Source organism: Noviherbaspirillum soli, from assembly GCF_015352955.1.
In the GTDB taxonomy this organism is placed as follows: domain Bacteria; phylum Pseudomonadota; class Gammaproteobacteria; order Burkholderiales; family Burkholderiaceae_D; genus Noviherbaspirillum_A; species Noviherbaspirillum_A soli.
This window is the reverse complement of record NZ_JACYOX010000009.1, coordinates 43,921-68,862: the sequence shown is the minus strand read 5'-3', so window position 1 is coordinate 68,862 and position 24,942 is coordinate 43,921. Positions and strand designations below refer to the sequence as shown.

Genomic DNA, 24,942 nt, shown 5'->3' with positions numbered 1-24,942 from the left:
CATCATTCCTCAGCTGCTTCGCGACATCGCGGCAATCTGCGCCAGCTGCTGCGTCAGGTAAGTGCTGGTGCTGGTCAGGGAGCTGAGCTTGGTGTCGAGCGCGGTGAATTGCTTGCGCAGATCCGCTTCTCTTGTCGTCAGGCGGTCGGTCCAGCGGTCTTCATCCTTCTTGACGCTTGCAATCGATTTGTTGATGCCCTCGGTGCGTGCCGTCAGCCGGCCGCCAGTACCGAGAAAAGTGCTGATGAGGTCATTGAACTGGCTGGCGTAGCCCTTGGAATAGTTCACCGTGCCACGGTCGCCGATGGCGCCACCCGTCACATCGACGCGGATGCCGCTGGCAGCGCCGCTGTCGGACGCCGTCAGCGATATTCCCTTGCCGGTGGCCGCTGCGCCATCGATGGTGCCAGCCACGTCCAGCCCCACAGTTTCCTTTCGAGCAGTACCCAATAATCGATCGGCATTGACGCCGCTGAAGGTGACTTTGGACGAAGGGCCGTAGCTGGACGACAGGATGGACAGGGCGCCATTTGCATCGGCGCTCACCGTGACAGGCGTTGCGGCAAATGCGCTGCTGCCATTGATTTTGGACTGCAGCTCAAGGGCCAGGTCCTTTGCCGAAGAGTATTTGACCGGGTTCAGCGTAATGCTGCTGCTCACGCCGTCCACGCTGACATCGAAGGTATTGCTGCCGGCGGCGGAAAAATCCAGCGGCGTGGCGAAACCGGTGGCAGCGGCAGCGCTGCCATGCGTTGCCAGCGCCGTCACCTTCACTGCATAAGATCCTGCCTGCGTCTTCGCGCTCGCGCCTGCATAGCCGGTAAGGCTATCGGTCGTTCGGCCAGCCGCTGCGAAGAGTCCCGCGACGTCGTTGAAATTGGTCCCGAGGACTTTGTTGAGCTTGGCGGTGTCCAGCGCGAGTGTGCCGTCTTTTTGCATGGCCACGCCGATGTCGGAGAGCTTGTCAAACTTGCCGTAACCGCCCGCCACGGCGGAAGCAAGCACGCCGCGCAGCTGTGACTGCATGCCGCGGATCGTCGAGTCGCCATTCAGCAAGCCCGCCGTCTTGGTCGTGGCGTTGTAGCCGGTCGCATCGGTCAGCGTCTTGTTGATGGCGTTGAAAGCCGTGACGAATTTTGTGACCGAGGCGACAACGGCGCCGGTGTCCTGCGCAATGGCAAGTTTGGCCGGTGAACCGGCATTGGTCTTGGTCAGGTCCAGCGTAACGCCTTCGATCAGGTCCGTTATGTGGTTGGAGGCCTTGGACACGGCCAGGCCGTCGACCGCGAACTCGGCATTCTGGGCCTTGACGGTCTGCGTCATCCGGTCGGTTGATGCGTTGGCTGGGTCATGCGTCAGCAGCGCCTGCAGATTGCTGTCGCCGCTGACCGAGATCTTCATGCTGCTGGCTTCGCCGGTGCTGCTGGACGTCAGGACCAGCCGGTTGGGCGCCGTGCCGCCATCATTCACGATGGTGGCCGATACGCCGATGTCGGCCTTGTTGATCGCATCGCGGATGCCGGCCAGGGAATTGCTGGTCGGGTCTATCGTGATCGTCTTGCCGCCGTTGCCATTCGGGACGAACTTGCCGGGCAAGACAATACCGTTCGCATCGGTGCTGCTTGCGATGCTGGTGCCGAATTCGAATGTCAGCGTGCCGCTTCCTATTGCTGCCGTGGTGGAAGCCTGCCCCGCGGTGGCAAGCTTCTGCGCCTGGGCGAGCTTGCTGACCTCGATCGAATAGGTGCCGGGGGTGGCGGAAGCGGTGGCACTGGCGGTCATCACTGCTGCATCCGAAGGCGTGGCTTTCACTGCCTGGAACTGCTTCACATCGGACAGGCTGGTAACGGCGCCCTGGAAGGTGGCGAGCGCGCTCTGCACCTGGCCGAAGGCCGACAGCGTGGACTGCAGCTTGGCCTCCTGCTTTTGCAGCATCGTCAGCGGCCGGCTCTCCGTCGCCATCAGCTGCGAGACGATGCTGTTGATGTCGAGGTTGGAGCCGATGCCCGGTGATGAAAGTCCCATGTGTCCTCCGCTGTCTTACGCTTCCGTCTTCATCAGCAAGCCCTGCAGCTTGTCGATGTCCCTGGCAATGGCCAGCGCTTCCTTGGTCGGATACTGCCGCAGTACCGTGTTGGTTTCCTTGTCCATCAGCTTGACGATGGTCTTGCCTGAATCTTCATCGATGCTGAACTCGATGCTGCTGGAGATCGGCTTCAGGAAATCATTGATGGCATCGACCGCGCCCTGCAATTGCTTGCCTTGCGCTGCGGCGTCTTCCTTGGCGGATAGCGCGGACACGGAATCGGCGGCATCTGCCTGGCGTGCCGCAGCGGCGGTCCTCTCAAAGGCGTCTACCTGCCGGGCGAGCACCGCGTCCCGCGAAGGCGGCGATGCCGGCAAGGCGGCCTGGCCCAAGGCGTTGATATTCATGATGCATCCTTTCTGGTAAAGACAAAGCGGAAAACAGTCGCCTGTTTTCCGCTCTGTTTGAAGGAAAGCTTGCGTCCCTTACGGCTGCGAACCGGGAATCAGCCTCTCAGCAGCGACAGCACGCCGTTCGGCAGCGAGTTCGCCTGCGCCAGCATCGCGGTGCCTGCCTGCTGCAGGATCTGGCCGCGGGTCAGGTTTGCGGTTTCTGCGGCGAAGTCGGTGTCCTGGATGCGGCTGCGGGAGGCGGACAGGTTTTCCGTCGTGGTCTGCAGGCTCGATACGACCGAGCTGAAGCGGTTCTGCAGCGCGCCCAGATTCGAACGCGAGGTATTCACTTGCTGTAATGCGCCGTCCAGGGCTTCCAGTGCCTTTTTGGCGCCGTCAGCGGTGGAGATGTCTACCGTTGCCACGCTGTTGTCCTGTACCAGCTGGCCGGCGGTGAAGCCTGCGTTGCCCGGATTGGCGCCGCCGATCGAGATGCCAGCTTCCTGCGAGGCGGACAGGCTCACCGTGCCGTGGGTGTTGTTAATGGTCAGGCCGGTTTTGGTGGCATCCATCGGCCCGCCGGTACCGTCTTCCACATTGATATCGCGGCCATCCTGCGCCGTGAGTTTCAGCGCGCCGTCAGCACCTGCAGAGGCAGTCACGCCAGTTTGAGAGCTGACCTTGTTGATCGCGTCTGCTACGGCCTTGCCCTGGCTGCGTGCATCGGTGCCGCCCTTGATGGCACCAATATCAACGCCGTTGATCTTAAAGCTCTCGGCAGCAGTAATGTCGCCGGTGGCAGTAGGGCCGGCTGCTTCGGTCACTTCGTTCACATCGGCAGTGGCGGTAACGCCAGAGTCAGCCGATACGGAGTTGATCGCAGCGGCGAGAGCGAATGCGCTGGTGTCTGACTGGCCTTTTTCAGTGCCTGCCACAGTGGCGCCAACGTTCTTGCCGTTCAGGGTGAGATCACCATCCGCCAGGGGGGCCGTCACGGCAGTGCTCTTGGCGCTGGAGGTGCCCAGTGCGGTAGTGCCGGCGCTCCCGATCTTGTCGACGGTGATGCGGTCGTTGGACGTATTGTTGGCGCCGACCTGGAAGGATGCCGACTTGAACGAACCGTCGAGCAGCTTCACGCCGTTGAACGATGAGCTTTGCGAGACACGGTCGATTTCGTCCTTGAGTTGCTTGACTTCAGTCTGCAGGGCAGCGCGGTCGGAGGCGCTGTTGGTGGCATTGGAAGATTGCACGGCCAGTTCACGCATACGCTGCAGGTTGTTGCCGATCTGGCCCAGATCGCCTTCAGCGGTCTGTGCCATCGAGATGCCGTCGTTGGCATTGCGTGCAGCCTGGTTGGAGCCGCGAATCTGCGACGTCATGCGCTCGGAAATTGCCAAACCGGCGGCATCGTCTTTCGCGCTGTTGATGCGCAGGCCGGACGACAGGCGTTGCAGGGAGGTGGCAAGGCCGGAAGCCGACGAATTCAGGTTGCGCTGGGCGTTAAGGGAAGCGGTGTTGGTGTTAATGACAGCCATGTTAATTCTCCTAAATGACTCGTGTGGTTAAGCAATCGGCCTTTCAGCCCCGCCCCTCGGTCCTTTGAAGTGGCGGTTGCCGGGAGGTATGAATGCTTTACGGACACCTTTTTAAAAGCTTTAGGAAATTTTTTATTTTTTGTTGTTTGAACTGCTATGCCTCTACTGGCCGAAGGCATTGCGTCAGGCGGCTTCATGAAACTTCTATATGGCTGGAAGCCTGAAAAGGTAATCCTGACGGCACCGGCGCCCGTATCTATTAATAACTACCTGCCGTCGTTTCAAGCTGGGCAGGCCTGGCCTCAAATGCCGATGCTCCGGTCCCCTATGCTGTTCCCAGCAAAAATTTTGTCGTTTCGCCGCCTGCAAACTCTAATGATTCAGGCAAGACCGCCGTTAAGGAAAGTGAAATTGCAAACAGCCGGGCGTCCTGCCAGGCTGGCCATACGGTTGTGGCGCAGGGACAGGGACTTCAAGGAGAAAGCAATGTTTGGTTCGATGAACAAGGGCGCCAACGCCTATGCAAGTGTCGGCCTGGAAACCGGCGTGGCCGCGGCCAGCCCGCACAAGCTGATCGTGATGCTGTTCGACGGCGCGCTCGCTTCGCTCAATATCGCGCTGGTGGAAATGCGCGCCAACAACATCGCGGCCAAGGGCCGTGCCATTTCCAAGGCGATCCGCATCATCGAGGAGGGCCTGCGCGCCAGCCTGGACAAGTCGGCTGGCGGCGCCATCGCGGGCAGCCTGGATTCGCTGTACGAATACATATCCGGCCGCCTGCTGCGCGCCAACCTGGAAAACCGCACGGAAGACATCGAGGAGGCGCAGCGCCTGCTGGGCGACCTGCGCGGCGCATGGCTGGCGATCGATCCGGAAGCCGCGGCGCGCAACCGTGCCGCGGCGATGCAGCCGCCGGCGGCTGCGGCGCAGGGCCTGCGCGCTTACGCAGGCTGAGCGGCAACGGCGCCGGCAGCGGCGAGTGCGCTGCACCATCGCCACGCTTTTGCGCAGAGCCGCGCCGGAAGCAGGTTCCCCTGCTGCAAGACGCAGGGCGTGCTATAAGACAGGCGTGCCGACTTGATGAAAGGTGACGCTATGGCCAAGAAAGAGGAACTCGACGAGGAAACCCTGGCGCTGATCCACTGGTGCATCGAAGTGGAAGGGTTTCTGGTGAAGGGCGGCGCCACGGTGGAAGAGGCGCAGGAGCATATCGAGGAACAGATCGAGTGGTTCACCGACCAGTTCTACGACGGCCTCACGCCGGAGGAAGCGGCAAAGGAAGCGCTGGCCTGAGGGCCGGCATCGCCATGCGGCGCCTTCATTGAAGGCGCCGTTTTTCTGTGACTTGCCATACAAGGAAAATCCATGAGACAGACCGCATTCCACGTCGCCGCCGCGCTTGCCACTCTGCTGGCAGCCGCTCCCCATCTGCATGCGCAGGACAAGGCGGAGGGCAAGGCCGAGGGCAAGACCGAGATCCAGTGGCTGGGCCAGGCCACGACCCGCATCACCACGCCGGGCGGCAAGGTGATCGTGATCGATCCCTGGGTCACCAGCAATCCGAAGACGCCGGAGCAGTTCAAGTCGCTGGAGGCGATGGGCAAGGTCGACCTGATCCTGGTCACCCATGGCCACTTCGACCATTTCGCCGATGCGCCGGCGCTGGCCAAGCTGACCAATGCGCCGGTCTATGGCCCGGCCGGGCTGATGCAGTCGGTGGCGGCGCTGGGCATTTTGCCCGCAAGCCAGGCGGTACGGTTCGGCAAGAGCGGCACGGTGACGCCGATCGGGGCCGACATCAAGATCACCCAGGTCCACGCCGAGCACAGTTCGGAACTGGCCCACAAGAACGCCGCAACCGGCAAGGACGAGGTGCATGTCGGCGGCGAGCCGGCCGGCTTCATCATCGAGCTGGAAAACGGCTTCAAGATCTACCACGTGGGCGACACCGGCCTGTTCGGCGACATGGCGCTCATCGGCTCCTATTACAAGCCGGACGTGGTGATGATCCCGATCGGCGGGCACTTCGTGATGTCGCCCAAGGACGCTGCATATGCGACGAAGGAAATGATCAAGCCGCGCTTCGCCATTCCGATCCATTACGGCACCACGCCGCAATTGAAGGGCACCACGGCCGAGTACATCAGCGCGCTGGGGCAGGGCCAGGCCAAGGTGTTTCCGATCAGCCCCGGCGAGAAGCTGAGCTTCTGACCGGCGGGCAGGGCGTGCGGCCTGGCGTCCCAGGCTGCATGCGTCATCATCAGCAACCGTAGCCTGGGTTGAGCACAGCGAAACCCGGGCCGCCTTTCACCCCGGCAGCTAGCGCAGGGCGGAATACCCCGAAGGGGCATTCCGCCGGACCATCGGCCACGGCAAGGCGCGATCTTCGTCCATCATTCAACCTCCCACGGTGCAATGCCCTTCGGGTATTGCACCTTGCAAATCCTGAAGCGGTTTATCCGTCTGACTGGCGTGCCGGCGTGTTGCGATTGCGCCGGGGGAGTGGTGGCGGATCCCGGGTTTCACTGCGCTCAATCCAGGCTACGGCGGCTAGTCCAGCACCTTGCTGCGCAGCGCCTTGACCTGGCTGCGGCTGGACTTGGTTTCCAGCCGTTTCCTTTGCGAGCTGCGGGTCGGCCGGGTTGGCCGCCGCACCCGCTGCGGCACCGCCACCGCCTCGACGATCTCCTGCAGCCGCCGCAGCGCATCCTCGCGGTTCTGTTCCTGGCTGCGATAGGCCTGCGCCTTGAGCACCAGCACGCCGTCGCGGGTGATGCGCTGGTCGTTCGATGCCAGCAGCCTTTCCTTGATGGCTTCCGGCAGCGACGAGGCGCGGATGTCGAAGCGCAGGTGGATTGCGCTCGACACCTTGTTGACGTTCTGTCCGCCGGCGCCCTGTGCCCGCACCGCGGTGATCTCGACTTCGCCTTCCGGTATCGGCGGCGCATGCAGCATGGTCACTCCTTCCCGTCCGGGCCGATGCCGCGGATCACGTCCACCAGTTCACGGGCATAGTGCGGCAGGCGTTCCAGCGTCTGCACCACCACGCTGCGCTCGCGCAGCGCCCACGGCTCTGTCAACTCCAGCAGCGACAGCTTCATGGTGCGGCTGTGCCTCAGCGCCGCCGACTGCGGCAGGATGCCGATGCCGACCCGGGCTTCGACCATGCGGCACATCGCCTCGAAGCCGCGCACCTGGATGCGCAGTTCCAGCCGCTGGCCAGCCTCGGACACGATGCGGTTCAGGAAATGCCATAGCGTGCTGCCTTCATGCAGGCCGATGTGGGGATAGGCCAGGGTGTCGGCAAAAGCCACGCTGCCGGCATCGGCAAGCGGATGGTCGGGCGCGGTTGCCAGCACCAGCCTGTCGGTGGAGAAATTGATGATCTCCAGGCCCTGGCCCTGCACCGGTCCGGCGGCGATGCCGATGTCTGCCGTGCCCTCCTGTATGCCGCGCACGATGTCCTGGTTCAGCCTTTCCTCAAGCGCCACGTTGACCTGCGGATGGCGGGCGAGGAAGGCGCCCAGCACTTCCGGCATGAACTCGGTGACGGCGGTGGTGTTGGCGAAGATGCGGATGTGGCCCTTGATGCCATTGTTGTACTGCTGCATGTCGCTCTTCAACCGCTCCACCTGCTGCATGAACTGCTGCGCATGGGCCAGCAGCGTCTCGCCGGCCGGCGACAGCTGCACGCCCTTGTTCTCGCGGTAGAGCAGGCGCATGCCGAAGCGCGATTCCAGTTCCTTGATGCGGTTGCTGGCCGCGGCCAGCGACATGTGGCTGCGTTCGGCCGCGCGGGTCAGGCTCTTGTGTTCGGCAATGTGGATGAACAAACGCAGGTCGGTCAGGTCGAACAGCATGATGGCTTCCAGGTGAGGCAGGCCGGTATTGTACGGCGCGCGGCGATGCTTCACGAAAATGATAGCCCCCCTTAGAAAATTGCAGATTGCGCAAGACGGCATCAGACAGCACACTGGCCGCCATTCCGACATGACAGGAAACGCGATGACAGACCATGCATTCGACCTGCCCCTGCTGCAGCAATGGGTGGGCAGGACCGAGGTGAAGGAAGACCTGATCCAGCCGGCCATGGCCGCGGCGCTGGCCGCCACGCTGGACCAGGCCGCGCCGGCCGCCGAGCTGCCGCCGCTGTGGCACTGGATCTATTTCTGGACCGTGGCGCCGGCCTCCGAAGTCGGCGCCGACGGCCATCCTCGGCGCGGCGGCTTCCTGCCGCCGGTGCCGCTGCCGCGCCGCATGTGGGCCGGCGGCCGCCTGACCTTTACCGCGCCGCTGGCCATCGGCGAGGCGGCGACCCGCACCTCGCGCATCCTCGACGTGCAGGCCAAGGCCGGCGCCAGCGGACAGCTGGCCTTCGTCACGGTGCGCCATGAGATCGCGCAGGACGGGCGCATTGCGGTCACGGAGGAGCATGACATCGTCTACCGCGACCTGCCGCAGCCCGGCGCCGCCGCGCCGGCCGGCAAGCCCGCGCCGCAGGAGGCCGCCTGGACGCGCGAGATCGTACCCGACCCGGTGCTGCTGTTCCGCTATTCCGCGCTGACCTTCAACGGCCACCGCATCCACTACGACCGCAGCTATGTGACCGGCGTCGAAGGCTACCCGGGCCTGATCGTGCATGGCCCGCTGATTGCCACGCTGCTGCTGGACCTGCTGCGCCGCAATATGCCGGAAGCGGTGGTAAAGGAGTTCAGTTTCAGGGCAGTGGGCCCGCTGTTTGACATCGAGCCTTTCACGGTATGCGGCCAGCCCGGCGCGGACGGCAGGGTAAAGCTATGGGCAAAGAACCAGCGCGGCGAACTGGCCATGCAGGCCGAAGCGGTAATCAGCGCATAAGCCCAGCAAGCATCGTAGGACCGTAGGGTGCATTACGCGCAGCGCAATGCACCGCCTCCGCCGCAGCCCCATTGCCCATCGCCATCGGCACCGATAACGACAACAGGAATTCACCATGCACAAACATAACGACCCCTACCAGGACATCCGAGACGCGGTGCGCGCGCTGTGCGCGGAATTCCCTGCCGAGTATTTCCGCAAGATCGACGAGGAGCGCGGCTATCCGGAAGCCTTCGTCAATGCGCTGACCAAGGCCGGCTGGCTGGCCGCGCTGATACCGCAGGAATACGGCGGCTCCGGCCTGGGCTTGACCGAAGCCTCGGTGATCATGGAAGAGATCAACCGCTCCGGCGGCAATTCCGGCGCCTGCCACGGCCAGATGTACAACATGGGCACGCTGCTGCGCCATGGCTCGGCGGAGCAGAAACAGTTCTACCTTCCAAAGATCGCCAGCGGCGAGCTGCGGCTGCAGTCGATGGCCGTGACCGAGCCCTCCACCGGCACCGACACCACCAAGCTCAAGACCACCGCGGTCAGGAAGGGCGACAAATACGTGGTCAACGGCCAGAAGGTCTGGATCTCGCGGGTGCAGCATTCCGACCTGATGATCCTGCTGGCGCGCACCACGCCGCTGGCCGAGGTGAAGAAGAAGTCCGAAGGCATGTCGATCTTCGTGGTGGACCTGCGCGAGGCGGTGGGAAAGGGGCTGACCGTGCGGCCGATTCCCAACATGGTCAACCACGAGACCAATGAGCTGTTCTTCGAGAACCTGGAGATTCCGGCGGAAAACCTGATCGGCGAGGAGGGCAAGGGCTTCAAGTACATCCTCGATGGCCTCAATGCCGAGCGCACCCTGATCGCCGCCGAATGCATAGGCGACGGCTACTGGTTCATCGACAAGGTCACCAAATATGTTTCCGAGCGCGAGGTGTTCGGCCGCCCGATCGGCCAGAACCAGGGCGTGCAGTTCCCGATCGCCAAGGCCTTCGTCAACATCGAGGCGGCCAACCTGATGCGCTACAAGGCCTGCGAGCTGTTCGATGCGCACCAGCCCTGCGGCGCCGAAGCCAACATGGCCAAGATGCTGGCGGCCGATGCCTCGTGGGAAGCGGCCAATGCCTGCCTGCAGTTCCATGGCGGCTTCGGCTTCGCCGCCGAATACGATGTCGAGCGCAAGTTCCGCGAGACCCGGCTGTACCAGGTCGCGCCGATCTCGACCAACCTGATCCTGTCCTACGTGGCCGAGCACATGCTCGGACTGCCACGCTCGTTCTGAGGAAGCGCCATGCGACCCCTTGATGGCATCACCGTCATTACCCTGGAACACGCGATCGCCGCGCCGTTCTGCACCCGCCAGCTGGCCGACCTCGGCGCTCGCGTGATCAAGATCGAGCGCCCCGGCGTGGGCGACTTCGCGCGCGCCTACGACGAGCGGGTGCGCGGCCTGGCCTCGCATTTCGTCTGGACCAACCGCTCCAAGGAAAGCCTGACGCTGGATGTGAAGCACGAGGAGGCTGTGCCCATCCTGCGCCAGCTGCTGGAGAAGGCCGATGTGCTGGTGCAGAACCTGGCGCCCGGCGCCGCCGCGCGGCTGGGCCTGTCGTACGAGGCGCTGAAGGCAGAGTATCCGGGCCTGATCGTCTGCGACATCTCCGGCTATGGCGCCGATGGCCCGTATCGCGACAAGAAGGCCTATGACCTGCTGATCCAGAGCGAATCGGGCTTTTTGTCCATCACCGGTTCGCCGGACGAGCCGGCCAAGGCCGGCTGCTCGGTGGCCGACATCGCCGCCGGCATGTATGCCTATACCAATATCCTTGCCGCGCTGATCCAGCGCGGCAAGACCGGGCAGGGCTGCAACATCGACGTGTCGATGCTGGAGAGCATGGCCGAATGGATGAGCTATCCGCTGTACTACGCGATGGATGGCGCCGAGCCGCCGCCGCGCGCCGCCGCCTCGCATGCGACCATCTATCCGTACGGCCCGTTCCCGGCGGGCGACGGCAAGGTGGTGATGCTGGGCCTGCAGAACGAGCGCGAATGGACGGTGTTCTGCAGCAAAGTGCTGCAGCAGCCCGGGCTCGCCACCGATGCGCGCTTCAGGACCAATGCATTGCGCAGCGCATCCCGCAAGGAACTGTATGCGCTGATCGTCGGCGTGTTTGCCGGCCTGACTGCCGAGCAGGTGATCGAGCGGCTGGAAGAGGCGCAGATCGCCAATGCCCACATGAACACCATGCACGACCTGTGGGAGCATGCGCAGCTGAAGGCTCGCCATCGCTGGACCGAAGTGGCCACCCCGGCCGGCCCGGTGCCGGCGCTGCTGCCGCCCGGCATGCCCAACGGCTATGCGCCGAGGATGGACCCGGTGCCGGCGCTGGGGCAGCATACCGATGCGATCCTGGCGGAGTTGGGATTCGATGCGCAACGGATTGCGAGGCTGCATGTGGAAAAGGCGGTGTAGGACTCGTCCGCCGCTTTCGGTGCTCGGGCAATGTATTGGGGATTACGGCGCCAGGTGTGCTCGCGCAATGCCCCTTCGGGGTATTGCGCCCTACGGCGCTCTGTGGGTTTTGGGCGTGACGGTGTTGGGTGTGCTCGCGCAATGCCCCTTTAAATGTCGGATTCTGCGAGCGTCGTAGGGTGCAATACCCGAAGGGCATTGCACCACGGCCGTAAAACAAGCTTGCAAGGTGCAATACCCCAAAGGGCATTGCACCATCAGCGGTAAAACAAGTGATTGCAAAGGAAACGCAACATGGAAGAGACAACCATCCACCCCAGCAAGACCCTGGCCACCTTCGCCGCCCAGCTGCAATTCGACAGCATTCCGCAAGACGTGGTGCGGCGCGCCGAAGACCTGCTGCTGGACTGGTTCGGCTCCGCACTGGCCGGCAAGATCGGCCGCCCCGTGCAGACCATCGCCAGCTTTGCCCGCCGGATGGGGCCGGCCGACGGCCCCTGTGAAATCCTGATTTCCCGCACCAGCAGCACGCCCTTGTTCGCCGCCATGGTCAATGCCGCGTCTTCGCATTTCGCCGAGCAGGACGACGTACACAACGGCTCGGTCTTCCATCCGGCCGCCGTGGTGTTCCCGGCCGCGCTGGCAGTGGCCCAGGCCATTGGCGCCTCCGGCCGCGAACTGCTGACGGCGTCGGTCGCAGGCTACGAGGTTGGCATTCGCGTCGGCGAATTTTTGGGCCGATCGCATTACCGCATCTTCCACACCACCGGCACCGCTGGCACCATCGCCGCCGCGGCAGCGGTCGGCCGGCTGCTGAAGCTGTCGCCGCAGCAGATGCTGCATGCCTTCGGTTCGGCCGGCACCCAGGCCGCCGGGCTGTGGGAATTCCTGCGTGACGCCGCCGACTCCAAGCAGCTGCATACCGCCAAGGCGGCCGCCGATGGCCTGATGTCGGCCTACCTGGCGCAGGAAGGCTTCACCGGCGCGCAGCGCATCCTGGAAGGCGCGCAGGGCATGGCGGCCGGCATGTCGACCGATGCCGACCCGAGCCGCCTGACCGATCGCCTCGGCCAGCGCTGGGCCCTGGCCGAGACCTCGTTCAAGTTCCATGCGTCCTGCCGGCATACCCATCCGGCCGCCGATGCGCTGCTGCAGGTGATCAGCGAGCATCACCTGCGCCCGGAACAGATCGGCCGCGTCACTGCCCATGTGCATCAGGGCGCGATCGATGTGCTGGGGCCTGTGGTCGATCCGCAGACCGTGCATCAGGCCAAGTTCTCGATGGGCACGGTGCTGGGCCTGATAGGCCAGTTCCACAGCGCCGGCATGAAGGAGTTCGACCAGTCCTTCAACGACATCGGCATCCGCGCCTTCCGCGACAAGGTGAAGATGGTGCTGGACCAGGAAGTCGACCAGGCCTACCCGGCACGCTGGATCGGCAAGGTGACGGTGGAAACCGTGGATGGCCAGCGCTATGAAGGCCGGGTCGACGAACCGAAGGGCGACCCCGGCAACACGCTGTCGCGCGAGGAGCTGGAGCAGAAAGCGCTGCGCCTGGCCGAGTTCAGCCAGTCCGCCAGCGAAGGCGAAATGCGCGCCGCCTTCGAGCGGCTGTGGAATATTGCCCGCGCCGAGCGGGTGGGCAGACTGCTGCCATGAACCGTTCCTATCTGTTCGTGCCTGGCAACCGGCCCGAGCGTTTCGCGAAGGCGCTGGCGGCGGGGGCTGACGCCGTGATCATCGACCTGGAGGATGCGGTGGCGCCCGCCGAGAAGCCTGCCGCCCGTGATGCGGTGCGCGCCTGGCTGGCGCCGCAGCATCCGCTGCTGGTGCGCATCAACAGCGCCGACACGGCCTGGTTTGCCGACGATATCGAACTGGCCAGCCTGCCCGGCGTGGCGGGCATCGTGCTGCCCAAGGCCGAGCAGGAGGCCGACATTGCGCTGTTGCGGGAAAGGGGCGCGCCTGCGGTGCTGCCGCTGATCGAGACCGCGCTCGGCCTGCATCAGGCGCTGGCGCTGGCGCAGCAGCCGGGCGTGGAGCGGCTGCTGTTCGGCAGCATCGATTTCAGCCTGGACCTGGGCCTGCATGAAGGCGTGGAAGAGCTGCAGTACTTTCGCTCCCACCTGGTGCTGGCATCGCGGCTGGCAGGCATCCTGCCGCCGGTGGACGGCGTCACCACCGCGCTGGATGATGGCGCGCAGATCCTCGACGACGCCCGCCGTGCGCGGCGCAACGGCTTCGGCGGCAAGCTCTGCATCCACCCAAAGCAGCTGGCCCATGTGCATGCGGCCTTTGCGCCCACGGCCGAGGAAGTGGCCTGGGCCGAACGGGTATTGCAGGCTGTGGAAACTACCAATGGCGCCGCGGTGGCATTGGACGGCAAGATGATCGATCGCCCGGTCATATTGAAGGCACAGGCCATCAGGAATGAAGCAAGCCGCAGCATAGCGGCATGAGTCCACGCCAGGGCGCAGTGGCGCCTGGTTCACGCCGCCGTCGCCGACGGCGGCCCCAAAACGACAAGGAGACCATCATGAAATTCAAACCCCTCGCTTTCGCCATGGCCGCGGCCATGTTGATGTCCGCCGGCGCCCATGCGCAGCAGGCGCCGATCGTCATCAAGTTCAGCCATGTGGTGGCGAACGACACGCCCAAGGGCAAGGGCGCGGAGCGCTTCAAGGAACTGGCCGAGAAGGCCACCAACGGCCGCGTCAAGGTCGAGGTCTATCCCAACAGCACGCTGTACAAGGACAAGGAGGAAATGGAGGCGCTGCAGCTGGGCGCGGTGCAGATGCTGGCGCCGTCGCTGGCCAAGTTCGGGCCGCTGGGCGTGAAGGAATTCGAAGCCTTCGACATTCCCTACATCTTCCCGACCAAGGACGTGCTGTACCGCGTCACCGAAGGCCCGGTCGGCAAGGATCTCTTCAAGAAGCTCGAACCCAAGGGCATCACCGGACTGGCCTACTGGGACAACGGCTTCAAGGTCATGACCGCCAACAAGCCGCTGCGCCAGCCGGCCGACTTCAAGGGCATGAAGATGCGCATCCAGTCTTCCAAGGTGCTGGACGCCCAGTTCCGCGCGCTCGGCGCCAATCCGCAGGTGATGGCTTTCTCCGAGGTCTATCAGGCGCTGCAGACCGGCGTGGTGGACGGCACCGAGAATACGCCGTCCAATATCTACACCCAGAAGATGCATGAAGTGCAGAAGCACCTGACGATTTCCAACCATGGCTACATCGGCTACGCGGTCATCGTCAACAAGAAGTTCTGGGACGGCCTGCCGGCGGACGTGCGCACCCAGCTGGAGGGCGCGATGAAGGATGCCACCAAGTACACCAACGCCATCGCCGAGCAGGAGAACCGCGATGCGCTGGAAGCGATCAAGAAGGCGGGAAAGACCGAGGTCTATACCCTGAACGATGCCGAGAAGGCGCAATGGCGCAAGGCCTTGCTGCCGGTCAGGAAGGAAGTGGAAGGCCGGGTAGGGAAGGAAGTGCTGGTCGCGGTGGACAAGGAAACGGCGGCGTTGGGGGTCAAGTAAGGGGGCGTGGCGCAGTAGCAGGTTCGTAGGGTGCAATACCCCGAAGGGGCATTGCACCAGGCCGTTGGTCAAGTTGATGTTGAGCCTCCCTCGGCATCACACCCGCCTGCAATTGATTCGGCTATCGCAAGGTGCAATTCCCATTCGCATCGCAACGGATCGTGATTCAAGACCTTGCGTCGGGAGTTCGTTGCGCCAGCGGCGGTGCAATGCCCTTCGGGTATTGCACGTTTATCCAACCACGCCGGATTACTTGTTGACAGGTGTAGAGACGTCATTGCGTCAGTCTTCTGGAACCTTTTGCTCAGTGCGGTTTATCACGTTTGCCTAACGATGAGCGAGCAACTGGGCTACTTTTCCAACTTCTACTGAATAGCATGAACCGGCTAACCTACAAAGGCAGTTCTCTTACACCCCAGGGAAATTCGTCCATATTCACAAATGAAACCAGTTTTTCCGATGATCCTTTTCCAGGCTATGGCAAGTCAGGCGAAAAGAATGATTTTCCATCTCAGCTGGACATATGCATCGTTAATAACCAGACCGAGCACCTTCAGGACCTGATTCAACAACAACCTGGGAATTGGTCAGCAATCACCGCTGAGGAATTGGGCAAACTGCTGCTACAAGCAGTTGACAAAAGGCGTTCAAGCATGGTTGCCGAGTTGATCAAGAAAAGTGTTCCTGGAAAAGCGGCCGCTATTCCAATAGCAATGCAACTCGAACTGGTTGAGAAGGCACGCTTAAAGCACAACGACCAATCGAAAATGTCCGAACTGCTTAACGCCTTGCTTCCAGATGCCGACTTTCCAGTGCAACAATTCGAGCAACTGGTTGCGGAAGCCCGTAAACAGGGAAAACATCCACTCATCACGGCGCTGTCCGAGTACAAAAACGACTTTATAAGAACCAGGCAACAGGATGAGCTTCCCATCTATGACGCTGCTGCTGCCGGCGATCCTGCCGAGCTTCTCAAGGAGCTGGATGCAAGGCTCGGCATTCCTCCTCTTGATAATCGCCTTTCCGGCGTCGACTGGTTCTTCAATGCGTTGCACCGCTGGATAGCTGAACTCTTTGCCGCTGGCGCCGCCAAACGGCTGGTCAATCGGCCTATGGGAAATGTGCCGCTATTGCACGCCGCAGTGGCTTCGGGAAATACGGAAACCGTCCGGCTTCTGATTGAAAGAGGAGCCGACTTGGCGGCTCAGGATAGACACGGCGATACCGCACTGTCAAAGGCAAAGGCAAACGCAGCGGGACAGCAGAGCACTGAGATCGTAACCATGCTCATGGAACGCCATGCCCCGGATCGCATGCGCGATTCAGATGGCATAGCGGCGATTACACAGGCCGCAAGCGGCTGGCGCAAGATTGCGGAGGAAACGGCTCCACATCAGCAGGGCATGACGGACAAGCCTGTGTATGAAGACATCGTGGCATCCTTCAAAACTCTCCTGCCAGATGTCGCATCCGTCCTATCGAGGTCTGAGGATCTGGCAAGAGAGTTGAACGGCGAAAAACCCATGAGCACAGCACAGGCTGGCTTGTTCACGGCAAGCTACCTGGCGGCAATTGAACCGCCTCAAACTGTTGATCGGGGAGAGAGCCCCAAGGTCTCACTGCCTCAAACGAGCAATGTGGCCGCCCAGCTTCATGCTAACCGCGATAAGTTCAGGGAAGTTGGCTTGACGCTGGAAGCCTCCAAGGCTGATGACATATACCGCGTGCTGGGCAGTCTGACCAGCACCGAATTCACCGATCTGGGGATTGCCCCCCGAGATATTGAGCGTCGTCTCCAAAACGCTGGTCTGTGCAACTTGCTCATAGTCTGCGTGCAGCAGGCAGTTGGCTTGGGACGCACAAACAAGGATTGGCTGTCAGAAACGGATGAGCGGAGGGAAGAAATCTTGACAGCTTGCTTGAGCAAGCAACTGCGTGGCCTGAGTAAAAAGCGTTCTCGCGTAAAGGGGGAAGAAAGCAATCAGGCGCTTTACAACCAACTACTAAACCGCCAGGTTATATTGCTTCAGGGCTACTGTGAGAAAGTCCATAACGCACACGCAACGCCTAATTGGCAGACAACCGACTTCTTTTAGTACATCAGGTAACGTCCGCTGGTTTCGACCGGACTGGATGGCGTGATAAGCTCCAGCCGTGCTGCTGCGCCCGTGCGCATTTGGGCACGGGCGCGCTGAGATCGTTTGATCAATTCCCTGCCATCGCCCGGCATGCGGTGCGACCATAAGCGTCATCCGCATCGCATCCCCATCCACCATGGAAGAAATCCCCATCCACACCTGGCAGGAATTCATCGACCGCACGGCCGCGCTCGACGGCTGGGCATTCCGCGGCGAGCGGCATGCGCGGTCGCAGCTTTCATCGTCGCTGTCGCGTTACTTCAAGGAATTCGTGCCGGATGCCGCTTCCTGGACCGAACGCGAGAAGCGTGCCCTGCGCATCTTCCGGCGCAAGGCGCATAACTACCTCAGCAACGAGGCCGCGCTGCAGGAAGAACTGCGCACGGTGGCGCTAATGCAGCACCATGGCGCGCCGACCCGGTTGCTCGATTTCACCAAGTCGCCGTTCGTGGCCGCCTTCTTCGCGCTGGAGCGCGCCAGCGGCACCTCGGCCGTGTATGCGCTGAACACGCCGGCGCTCTGGCATGCGGTGCCGCGCGAGCGGCCGGAACTGACCCGGGAAGTGATCGACCCGCGGCTGCCGGGCAAGTTCGAGTATTACTTCATGCAGAACATCCACGAGGTGGTCTGGGTCGGCGAGCCGATGCAGATGGACCGGCGACTGGTGGCGCAGTCGGGCATGTTCGCGGTGCCGGGCCTGCTGGACCGTCCGCTCGACCAGATCCTGGACGGCTACGCCACCGATGCGCCGCTGATGCAAAAGCTGCTGCTGCCGCCGTCGATCCGCGACGAGGCAATGCACACGCTGTACCGCATGAACATCACCCATGCCTCGCTGTTCCCCGACCTCGACGGCCTGGCGCGCTCCCTGGCGTTCGAACTGGAAATGGTATGGAGCGGGGCGGGCGTCGATCCGGAGCAGGGCGGCCTGAGCTGAGGCCGCAGCGGCCTGGCGTTCATGCCAGCCGCAGCACGCGGCCCGCTTCCAGCGCGCTGCCATGCGCCCTGATCCATTGCTGTGCCTGTTGCGCAGGGAGCGGCCGGCTGTAATGAAAGCCCTGCAGTTCATCGCAGCCGCACGCGCGCAGCTGCTCGGCTTCCGGCTGGTGCTCCACGCCTTCGGCCACCACCTTCAGGCCCAGCGTATGGCCCAGCCCGATGATGGCATTGATCACCGCCAGGTTCTTCGGCGCGCTGTGCATGCTCTGGATGAAGGAGCGGTCTATCTTCAGCCTGTCGATCGGGAAGCGGTAGAGGTAGTTCAGGCTGGAATAGCCCGAGCCGAAGTCGTCGATGGAGATGGCGCAGCCCAGGGCCTTGATGTCGCGCAGCACGGCGATCGTGGCCGCCACGTTGTCCATCAGCAGGGATTCGGTGAGCTCCAGTTCGATCTGCGCGGGGTCCACCGCGTGGCGCCGCAGCGCTTCGGCGAGCGTTGCGCACAGGCCGGGTTCGCGCAGTTGCAGCGCTGACAGGTTGATGGAAATCGGCACCGCGCCCAGGCCCTGCCGATGCCAGGCTTGATGCTGGCGGCATGCCTCGCCGATGATCCAGGCGCCGATGCCGACGATCAGCCCGGTCTCTTCCGCGATCGGGATGAAGTCGGCCGGCGGTATCATGCCGCGGGACGGATGCATCCAGCGCACCAGGCTTTCCACCCCCGCCAGCGCGCCGCTCTGCGCATCGACCCTGGGCTGGTAATGCAGCAGCAGCTCGCCGCGTTCGACCGCGTGGCGCAGGTCGTTTTCCAGCTGCAGGCGGCGCACGACCTTGTGGTTCAGCTCTTCCGTGAAGAACTGCAGGTTGTCGCGGCCGCTGCTCTTGGCCTGGTACATCGCCACGTCGGCATGCCGCATCAGCTGGTCGATGTCATGGCCGTCGTCGGGAAACACCGCCACGCCGACGCTGCACGAAATATGCAGTTCGGCGCCATTCACCTGATGCGGCTGGCGCACCAGCGCGATCAGGCGCTGGTCGACGATGCGGCCGATCTCTGCGACATCGCCGATGCCATTCAGGATCACTACGAACTCGTCGCCGCCCAGCCGGCACACCGTGTCGCCCTCGCGCACAGCCGCGGTGAGGCGGCTGGCGATGGAGCGCAGCAGGCCGTCGCCGACATGGTGGCCGAGCGAATCGTTGATGTTCTTGAAGCGGTCCAGGTCGATGAACAGCAGCGCCACCTTCTGCCCGGTGCGGCGCGCCTGCGCCAGCGACAGCCGCAGCCGCTCCTGGCACAGTCCGCGGTTGGGCAAGCCGGTCAGCGCATCATGCTGCGCCATGTAGGCGATACGTTCTTCATTCTTCTTGCGCTCGCTGATGTCTAGCGAGATCGCGATGTAATGGCTGATTTCGCCGTGGGCGTCGCGCACCGCGTTGAGCACCAGCCATGCGGGGTAGGGGTCGCGTCCCTTGCGCCTGACCCAGGCTTCGCCCTGCCAGCTGCCAAGACTCTGCGCGGCGGCGGTGATGTCGGCGAAGAAGTGCGGTGGATTGCGCTGGTCCAGCAGTGTTCGCGGGTCGGCGCCCAGGAGGTCGGCAAGATCGAGATTGGCGCTGCGGCAGAAGGCGCGATTCACGTCGAGGATGCGGCCATGCGGGTCGACGATGACGATGCCTTCAGACGACGCCTCGAATACCTTGGCCCACAGTTCCAGCCGCTGCTCCATCAGCTTCATCTGGTTGATCGGCGTGAAGGTCGTCAGCACGGCGCGCTGGCGCTGATAGACGATGCAGCGGGCCGACACCAGTGCCCAGGAAGGCGACTGGCCGCCGCGCCAGCAGACTTCGAACTGATCCACCGCTTCCATGTCGGTCAGGGCCTGGAAGAAGCGGGCCCGGGTCGGCCCCGGCATGCCGGCCTTCCATGGATCGCTGCGGCAGCCATCCAGCCAGGACTGCGCCGCTTCGTTGGCGTGCAGCACCTCGTGGGTCGGAATCGACGTGACCATCATCGGAATGGGAATGGCTTCCACCAGTTCGCGCTGGGCATCGGCGGCGCGGTGGCGTGCCACCAGTTCCTGCTGGCTCATGCGCTGATGGTCCAACTGTTCCAGCATGCCGTTGAAGCCGCTCACGAGGCGGCCGATCTCGTCGCCGCTGCGCCATTCGGCGCGCAGCGTATAGTCGCCCGAGCCGCTGACCCTGGCCGCTACCTGCGCCAGCCGGGAGATCGGCCGCACGATCTGGCTGGCCACGAAGAACACCACATTCAGGATCACGACCAGCAGCAGCGCAGCCGTACCCAGATGGGTCCACATCCGGGAATAGGCCTCGGCATTGCGCAAGGCCAGCAGGCGCTGCAGGTCGTCCTGGGCGGCTTGCCATGCGTTGGCCAGCGCCTGCACCGCCGCAATGCGATGCTGCTCCAGGATGGTGCCGTCCCGACGATCCAGGCTGTGGCTGGCCGCGCGGAATTCTGCCAAGGCGTCGAGCAGCGCGGCGCGGCTCGCCGTGAGCCGCTCGCGCAGCATCGGCTTGCTGGCGGCGAATGCTTCCTCATAATCGCTGGCGATGCCGTGCATCGTGGCGTCCAGCCTGCCTTCCAGCAGGAGCAGCCGGGTGTGGCCGTCCGCATCCGGCCGGACCGCAAGACCTTGAGCCAGTTGCCCGGCCTCGCGCAGCAGGCCCAGCAGTTCCGGGAAGCGCAGCATCACCAGCGACATCGTGTAATAGCTGTCGAGATCGGGGTCGAGTATCAGGTTGGACTGGTTGCCGATGCGGGTGAGCAGGGCGCGGCCGGCGTCGAATGCATGGTCGCCGGCGCTGGCAGCGAGCGCTTCGCTGTATGCCGCAGCCAGGCCCTCGGCGCCCAGCAATGTGCCGTAGCGGGACTGCGCGTCGTCCAGGCTGGACATCGTCGCGGCCGTGGCGGTGGATGATGCGGCCTGAAGGTCGTGCGCCAGCGGCACCAGGCTGCGGCTCACCGCGGCGATGTAGTGGGCGCCGGCGATTTCCTTGTCGGTGAAATCGATGGCGATGTACTTCTCATTGATCAGGATGCCGGAGACGAAGATTACCGCCGTCAGGTCGAGGAAATAGATCAGCGCCAGCTTGCGGCCGACGCTCAGTCCGCCGATCAGGCGCGAAAGGTAGTTCTGCATGCCCTGGCCTTGCTTGGAAAAGATCCTTTATCCAAGCAATGCGCGTGCCATGTATTTCCATCGTGCAATGCATTGCTGGGGTCGCATGCATCATGCCGGCCGGCACTGGGGCGGACCGGTGCAGAACAGTGCAGGCGCGCCGCAACGCCCTGCACTCAAACGAAGCAAGCAGTGTTGAGAACCAGTGGCCCGCCCTTGGGCGCGCCCGCGGCCAGGCGCCGCGCCACGCTGTGTATGCGGGCTTCGCAGGCGCGATAGGTGTTCATGAAGTCCATGGTGAATCCCTGCAACTTGCAGAGGTAGGTCAGGGCGCTCTTGAGGATCAGGAATTCACGCTCGACCGAATCGACTTCAACGGAGAACACCACGCCCTCGTTGGTGAGGCCGGGTTCCTTGTACGCTTTTTTCATGGAAGATCCTGTGCTGGTCTGTACGGCTGTCTGCCAGGAGCAATGCAAGAAGAAGGCCAGCGCATGCATACATGGCTGGCCTTGTCAATCGTCAAAGGTTGCGAGCGCAGCCGGGCCGCATGGCCCCACAGGCCTCGATCGGCCTGGACCAGCCAGGGACGCCGGCCCTGATTATTCGCAATACTGCTGCGTTTAGCCGGGATTTTTTTGAACATGGCGGCCAAACGGGAATCCGAGAAACGGATCCCTCCGCTCCCGCCATAGATAGCAAGGGTGGGAGTCACTCCCTTCCACTCCCTTTCAGGAAACCACAATGGACGCTCCAAAAGCAAACAAGCAGCAAGGCGACGACGGCAACGCCGCGCCGGCACTCAAGACGCCAACCGACCTCAGGCCGCAGGCCACCACCGAGGTCGCCGAGGCGCTCAATGCGGTGCTGGCCGACGTGTTCGCGCTCTACATGAAGACCAAGAACTTCCACTGGCACATGAGCGGACCGCATTTCCGCGACTATCACCTGATGCTGGATGACCAGGCAACCGAATTGTTCGCCATGACCGACCCGCTGGCCGAACGCATCCGCAAGCTGGGTGGCAAGACGCTGCGTTCGATCGGCCATGTGTCCCGGCTGCAGCGCATTCCGGACAATGACGAGGATTTTGTCGAGCCATCGAAAATGCTCTCCGAGCTATGCGACAACAACCGCGCGCTGGTAGCCAGCCTGCGCGAAGCCCATGAAGTCTGCGATGACAACCGCGACATTGCCACCGCCAGCCTGATCGAGAACTGGATCGACGAGACCGAGGAGCGTACCTGGTTCCTGTTCGAAGCGGACCGCAACCCGGACCGTACCGGCCACTGAAACGCTTTTTTCGCTTTTTGCGCTTCAGGGATGCTGCAACCGGCCCAGGCGGGCTTCGACGAAGGCCGCCAGTTCGGGGCCGTGCGTGCAGCTGCTGCGCTACCTGTGCCGCTTTATCGAAGATGCTTTGCAGCCGCCGCACCGCCGGCGTCTCTTCCAGGCTGGCCGCACTGCCGGTGAAGCCGAAATCGATCTGAGCGTCGCCCATAGCCTCGCCGAGTTCATGCCTGCGGCAGTGATCTCCTCCTTCTTCCCAGATAGGTGATTGATCGCCTTGAACAGCAGGGCTTCCGGCGCCACGGCAAGCTCCATCCTTTTCCCCGCGATCCGGTGCAGTTCATCGCAGGCGTAGATGTCTGCGGGACGGCGAGGCCAACCGGCAGCCTGTCGCCGCGATCTTCCGGCACTTCTAAAAACGCCAATTGAAACCACTTGAAAAAATATTTGGCCGTGCGCGCTTGATCGGCCAATGAACTCTGGTTGCTTAAATGCAGCACATTGTGTTGCTGCATAGACATCAAATTATTTCCTGAGGGAAATTGTCCAGTAGAATGCAAGCCATGTCCCAAGCGGCATGACTTTCATTCTCTGGAACCGTGATGACCCATACCCGTGTTGCTTCCTTCCCCGCTGCCCCGGCCCCCACGCTGCTCGCGCTGGCGCTTCTCGCGGCGTTATCCCTTCCGGCTGTTTCCGCTCATGCAGCGGCGCCCAACGATGTGCGCGCTGCAGTCGCGGCTGGCATGCCGCTCTATGCGCCCAACCGCCTTCTGATCCAGCCGCGTGCCGGCCTCTCCAGCCAAGAGCTGGCCAAGCTGCTGAAAGTGCATCGTGGCCTGGCGCGCCGCATCGGCAGGGGCGACGTGTTCGTGGTGGACCTGCCCAACGGCACGGCCAACGCCGTGGCAAAAATCCTGGAACACCATCCGCACCTGAAAATGGTGGAGCTGGACCGTGTGGTCGTCAGCTCGGCATTGCCGAATGACCCGTACCTGGGCAGCCAGTGGCATGTCGGCAAGGTGGGTGCGCCAACGGCCTGGGACAGTGCCGCCGGCATGGGGGAGGGCGTCAAGATCGCGATCCTGGATTCCGGGGTCGACGCCAGCCATCCTGATCTCGTGGGCAACCTGGTCCCGGGCTACAACTTCGTTGACGGCAATGCCGACACCAATGACACCTGCGGGCATGGCACCGCGGTCGCCGGCACGGCAGCCGCGGTCAGCAATAACAGCGCGGGCGTGGCCGGCATCGCCGGCAAGGCCAAAATCATGCCGGTCAAGGTGGCCTTCTACAACACTAGCACCAGCGGCTGCTACGCCTATTACAGCACCGTGGTCAGCGGCATCAACTTCGCGGCGGACAATGGCGCGCGCATCGTCAATGTCAGCTACAGCGGCGTGGCCGCCAGCCAGGCAGTGCTCAACGCGGCGCAGTACCTGAGGAGCAAGGGCGGTCTGCTGTTTGCTTCGGCCGGCAACAATGGCCGCGATGAAGGCGTGACGCCCACGGCCGCCATGACGGTGGTGTCGGCCACGGATGAAAACGACAACCTGGCAGGCTGGTCCAGCTACGGCAGCTTCGTGACCCTGTCCGCGCCGGGGACCAATATCTGGACCACCAGCACCGGTGGCCGCTATGGCCAGTGGAACGGCACATCGTTTGCCAGCCCGCTGGTTGCCGGCGTTGCCGCACTGATGATGTCGGCCAATTCATCGCTGGATAATCTCACCGTCGAAAGCCTGCTGTATTCCACGGCGGTCGACCGCGGCGCTGCCGGACGCGATCCCTACTATGGTTACGGCCGGGTCAATGCCGCTGCCGGCGTGCAGGCCGCCGTAAGCCGCCTGGTCAAGATCGACACCCAGGCGCCTTCCGCCGCGCTGACCGCGCCGCTGGCCGGCGACACCGTATCGGGCCTGGTGGCCGTCAATATGGCCGCCAGCGACAACGTCGGCGTGATACGGGCCGACCTCAAGGTAAACGGCACCGTGGTGGCAACCGATACGTCCGCGCCTTTCGGCTTTAGCTGGGACAGCGCCGGCGTGGCCAATGGCACGGCAACGCTGACGGTAGTGGCCTATGACGCTGCAGGCAATGCCGGCGCATCGCCGTCGGTAGCGGTGAACGTGGCCAATGCCGTCAAGGTCGCAAGCAACTGGACCCGGTGCGCGTCCGAAGGCAATGCCTGCAACTTCAGCGGCACCCGTCAGGTGCGTTACGGCGCCAACAATACATACGCGTTCGTCACCGCAACCAGCACGGTGGCCTGCTCCAACGGCGTATTCGGCGACCCGGTATATGGCGTTGTGAAGACCTGCGACTACGGCGACGCCATCACCACCACCGCAGCGCCGGCACCGGCTCCGGCGCCGGTCGTCGAGACCTGGACCAATTGCGCAGTCGAAGGCGCCAACTGCACCTTCACCGGCACCCGCACCGTGCGCTATGGCGCCAACGGCGTTTATGCCACCAAGGTCGTCAACGGCTCGACGGCTTGCGCGAACTGGGTCTTTGGCGACCCGGTGTATGGCGTGACGAAGTACTGCTCTTACTCCAGCATTACGCAGTAGGCATGAAAGAAGGGGCGCGATGCCATGTCGCGCCCCGGCTG

Annotated in this window: 21 protein-coding genes; 14 read left to right on the top strand and 7 right to left on the bottom strand. The window is 63.2% G+C overall.

The window, feature by feature from the left end:
• Positions 1-9: 9 nt before the first annotated feature.
• The 3 genes from fliD to IGW04_RS09450 all read right to left on the bottom strand — a co-directional run bounded on the left by fliD (position 10) and on the right by IGW04_RS09450 (position 3,953).
• A complete protein-coding gene (fliD, locus tag IGW04_RS09460) occupies positions 10-2,025 on the bottom strand; it encodes a flagellar filament capping protein FliD (protein ID WP_194712828.1) in 2,016 nt (671 codons plus the stop codon).
• A 15-nt stretch (positions 2,026-2,040) separates the two neighbouring features.
• On the bottom strand, positions 2,041-2,433 hold the full coding sequence (locus IGW04_RS09455; protein WP_194712827.1) for a flagellar protein FlaG: 393 nt from the start codon (positions 2,431-2,433) through the stop codon (positions 2,041-2,043).
• A gap of 98 nt (positions 2,434-2,531) precedes the next feature.
• Complete coding sequence (locus IGW04_RS09450; protein WP_194712826.1) at positions 2,532-3,953, bottom strand: flagellin; 1,422 nt, start codon at positions 3,951-3,953, stop codon at positions 2,532-2,534.
• A 486-nt stretch (positions 3,954-4,439) separates the two neighbouring features.
• On the opposite strand from IGW04_RS09450, the gene fliS reads away from it, so the two are divergent.
• From fliS to IGW04_RS09435, 3 genes are all read left to right on the top strand, one after another.
• A complete protein-coding gene (gene fliS, locus IGW04_RS09445; RefSeq protein WP_194712825.1) occupies positions 4,440-4,907 on the top strand; it encodes a flagellar export chaperone FliS in 468 nt (155 codons plus the stop codon).
• Between the two features lie 141 nt (positions 4,908-5,048).
• On the top strand, positions 5,049-5,246 hold the full coding sequence (locus IGW04_RS09440) for a hypothetical protein (protein WP_194712824.1): 198 nt from the start codon (positions 5,049-5,051) through the stop codon (positions 5,244-5,246).
• A 72-nt stretch (positions 5,247-5,318) separates the two neighbouring features.
• On the top strand, positions 5,319-6,164 hold the full coding sequence (locus IGW04_RS09435) for a metal-dependent hydrolase (protein ID WP_194712823.1): 846 nt from the start codon (positions 5,319-5,321) through the stop codon (positions 6,162-6,164).
• A gap of 339 nt (positions 6,165-6,503) precedes the next feature.
• Here the strand turns inward: IGW04_RS09435 and arfB are convergent, their stop codons facing one another.
• Together arfB and IGW04_RS09425 are read right to left on the bottom strand one after the other, a co-directional pair.
• On the bottom strand, positions 6,504-6,908 hold the full coding sequence (gene arfB / locus IGW04_RS09430) for an alternative ribosome rescue aminoacyl-tRNA hydrolase ArfB (RefSeq protein ID WP_194712822.1): 405 nt from the start codon (positions 6,906-6,908) through the stop codon (positions 6,504-6,506).
• A gap of 2 nt (positions 6,909-6,910) precedes the next feature.
• Positions 6,911-7,813: a LysR family transcriptional regulator gene (locus IGW04_RS09425; protein WP_194712890.1), complete on the bottom strand. Its 903-nt coding sequence runs from the start codon at positions 7,811-7,813 to the stop codon at positions 6,911-6,913.
• Between the two features lie 145 nt (positions 7,814-7,958).
• Here IGW04_RS09425 and IGW04_RS09420 point away from each other — a divergent pair, with 145 nt between their 5' ends.
• The 8 genes from IGW04_RS09420 (at position 7,959) to IGW04_RS09385 (ending at position 17,893) form a co-directional block, all read left to right on the top strand.
• Positions 7,959-8,810, top strand: a complete 852-nt coding sequence (locus IGW04_RS09420) for an FAS1-like dehydratase domain-containing protein (RefSeq protein ID WP_194712821.1) — start codon at positions 7,959-7,961, stop codon at positions 8,808-8,810.
• A gap of 115 nt (positions 8,811-8,925) precedes the next feature.
• Positions 8,926-10,086 (top strand): acyl-CoA dehydrogenase family protein, encoded by a 1,161-nt coding sequence (locus IGW04_RS09415; protein WP_194712820.1) that lies wholly within the window; start codon positions 8,926-8,928, stop codon positions 10,084-10,086.
• Between the two features lie 9 nt (positions 10,087-10,095).
• Complete coding sequence (locus tag IGW04_RS09410; protein WP_194712819.1) at positions 10,096-11,274, top strand: CaiB/BaiF CoA transferase family protein; 1,179 nt, start codon at positions 10,096-10,098, stop codon at positions 11,272-11,274.
• A gap of 294 nt (positions 11,275-11,568) precedes the next feature.
• On the top strand, positions 11,569-12,933 hold the full coding sequence (locus IGW04_RS09405) for an MmgE/PrpD family protein (RefSeq protein ID WP_194712818.1): 1,365 nt from the start codon (positions 11,569-11,571) through the stop codon (positions 12,931-12,933).
• Positions 12,930-13,733 (top strand): HpcH/HpaI aldolase/citrate lyase family protein, encoded by an 804-nt coding sequence (locus IGW04_RS09400; protein ID WP_194712817.1) that lies wholly within the window; start codon positions 12,930-12,932, stop codon positions 13,731-13,733. Before IGW04_RS09405 ends, IGW04_RS09400 begins: the two co-directional genes overlap by 4 nt.
• A 77-nt stretch (positions 13,734-13,810) precedes the next feature.
• Entirely contained in the window at positions 13,811-14,818 is a 1,008-nt protein-coding gene (locus IGW04_RS09395; protein WP_194712816.1) for a TRAP transporter substrate-binding protein, read from the top strand.
• A gap of 377 nt (positions 14,819-15,195) precedes the next feature.
• Complete coding sequence (locus IGW04_RS09390; RefSeq protein WP_194712815.1) at positions 15,196-16,914, top strand: ankyrin repeat domain-containing protein; 1,719 nt, start codon at positions 15,196-15,198, stop codon at positions 16,912-16,914.
• Between the two features lie 178 nt (positions 16,915-17,092).
• Entirely contained in the window at positions 17,093-17,893 is an 801-nt protein-coding gene (locus IGW04_RS09385) for an FRG domain-containing protein (RefSeq protein WP_194712814.1), read from the top strand.
• A 19-nt stretch (positions 17,894-17,912) separates the two neighbouring features.
• Here the strand turns inward: IGW04_RS09385 and IGW04_RS09380 are convergent, their stop codons facing one another.
• Positions 17,913-21,059, bottom strand: coding sequence for a bifunctional diguanylate cyclase/phosphodiesterase (locus tag IGW04_RS09380; RefSeq protein ID WP_194712813.1), 3,147 nt, complete (start codon positions 21,057-21,059; stop codon positions 17,913-17,915).
• Positions 21,060-21,214: 155 nt separating this feature from the next.
• The gene (locus IGW04_RS09375) at positions 21,215-21,469 is read right to left on the bottom strand and encodes a hypothetical protein (protein ID WP_194712812.1); all 255 of its coding nucleotides are present in this window, start codon (positions 21,467-21,469) and stop codon (positions 21,215-21,217) included.
• A 313-nt stretch (positions 21,470-21,782) separates the two neighbouring features.
• On the opposite strand from IGW04_RS09375, the gene IGW04_RS09370 reads away from it, so the two are divergent.
• The 3 genes from IGW04_RS09370 (at position 21,783) to IGW04_RS09360 (ending at position 24,901) form a co-directional block, all read left to right on the top strand.
• Positions 21,783-22,331 (top strand): Dps family protein, encoded by a 549-nt coding sequence (locus IGW04_RS09370; RefSeq protein WP_194712811.1) that lies wholly within the window; start codon positions 21,783-21,785, stop codon positions 22,329-22,331.
• An 85-nt stretch (positions 22,332-22,416) separates the two neighbouring features.
• Positions 22,417-22,596, top strand: coding sequence for a hypothetical protein (locus IGW04_RS09365; protein WP_194712810.1), 180 nt, complete (start codon positions 22,417-22,419; stop codon positions 22,594-22,596).
• A 334-nt stretch (positions 22,597-22,930) separates the two neighbouring features.
• Complete coding sequence (locus tag IGW04_RS09360) at positions 22,931-24,901, top strand: S8 family serine peptidase (protein WP_194712809.1); 1,971 nt, start codon at positions 22,931-22,933, stop codon at positions 24,899-24,901.
• Positions 24,902-24,942: the final 41 nt, after the last annotated feature.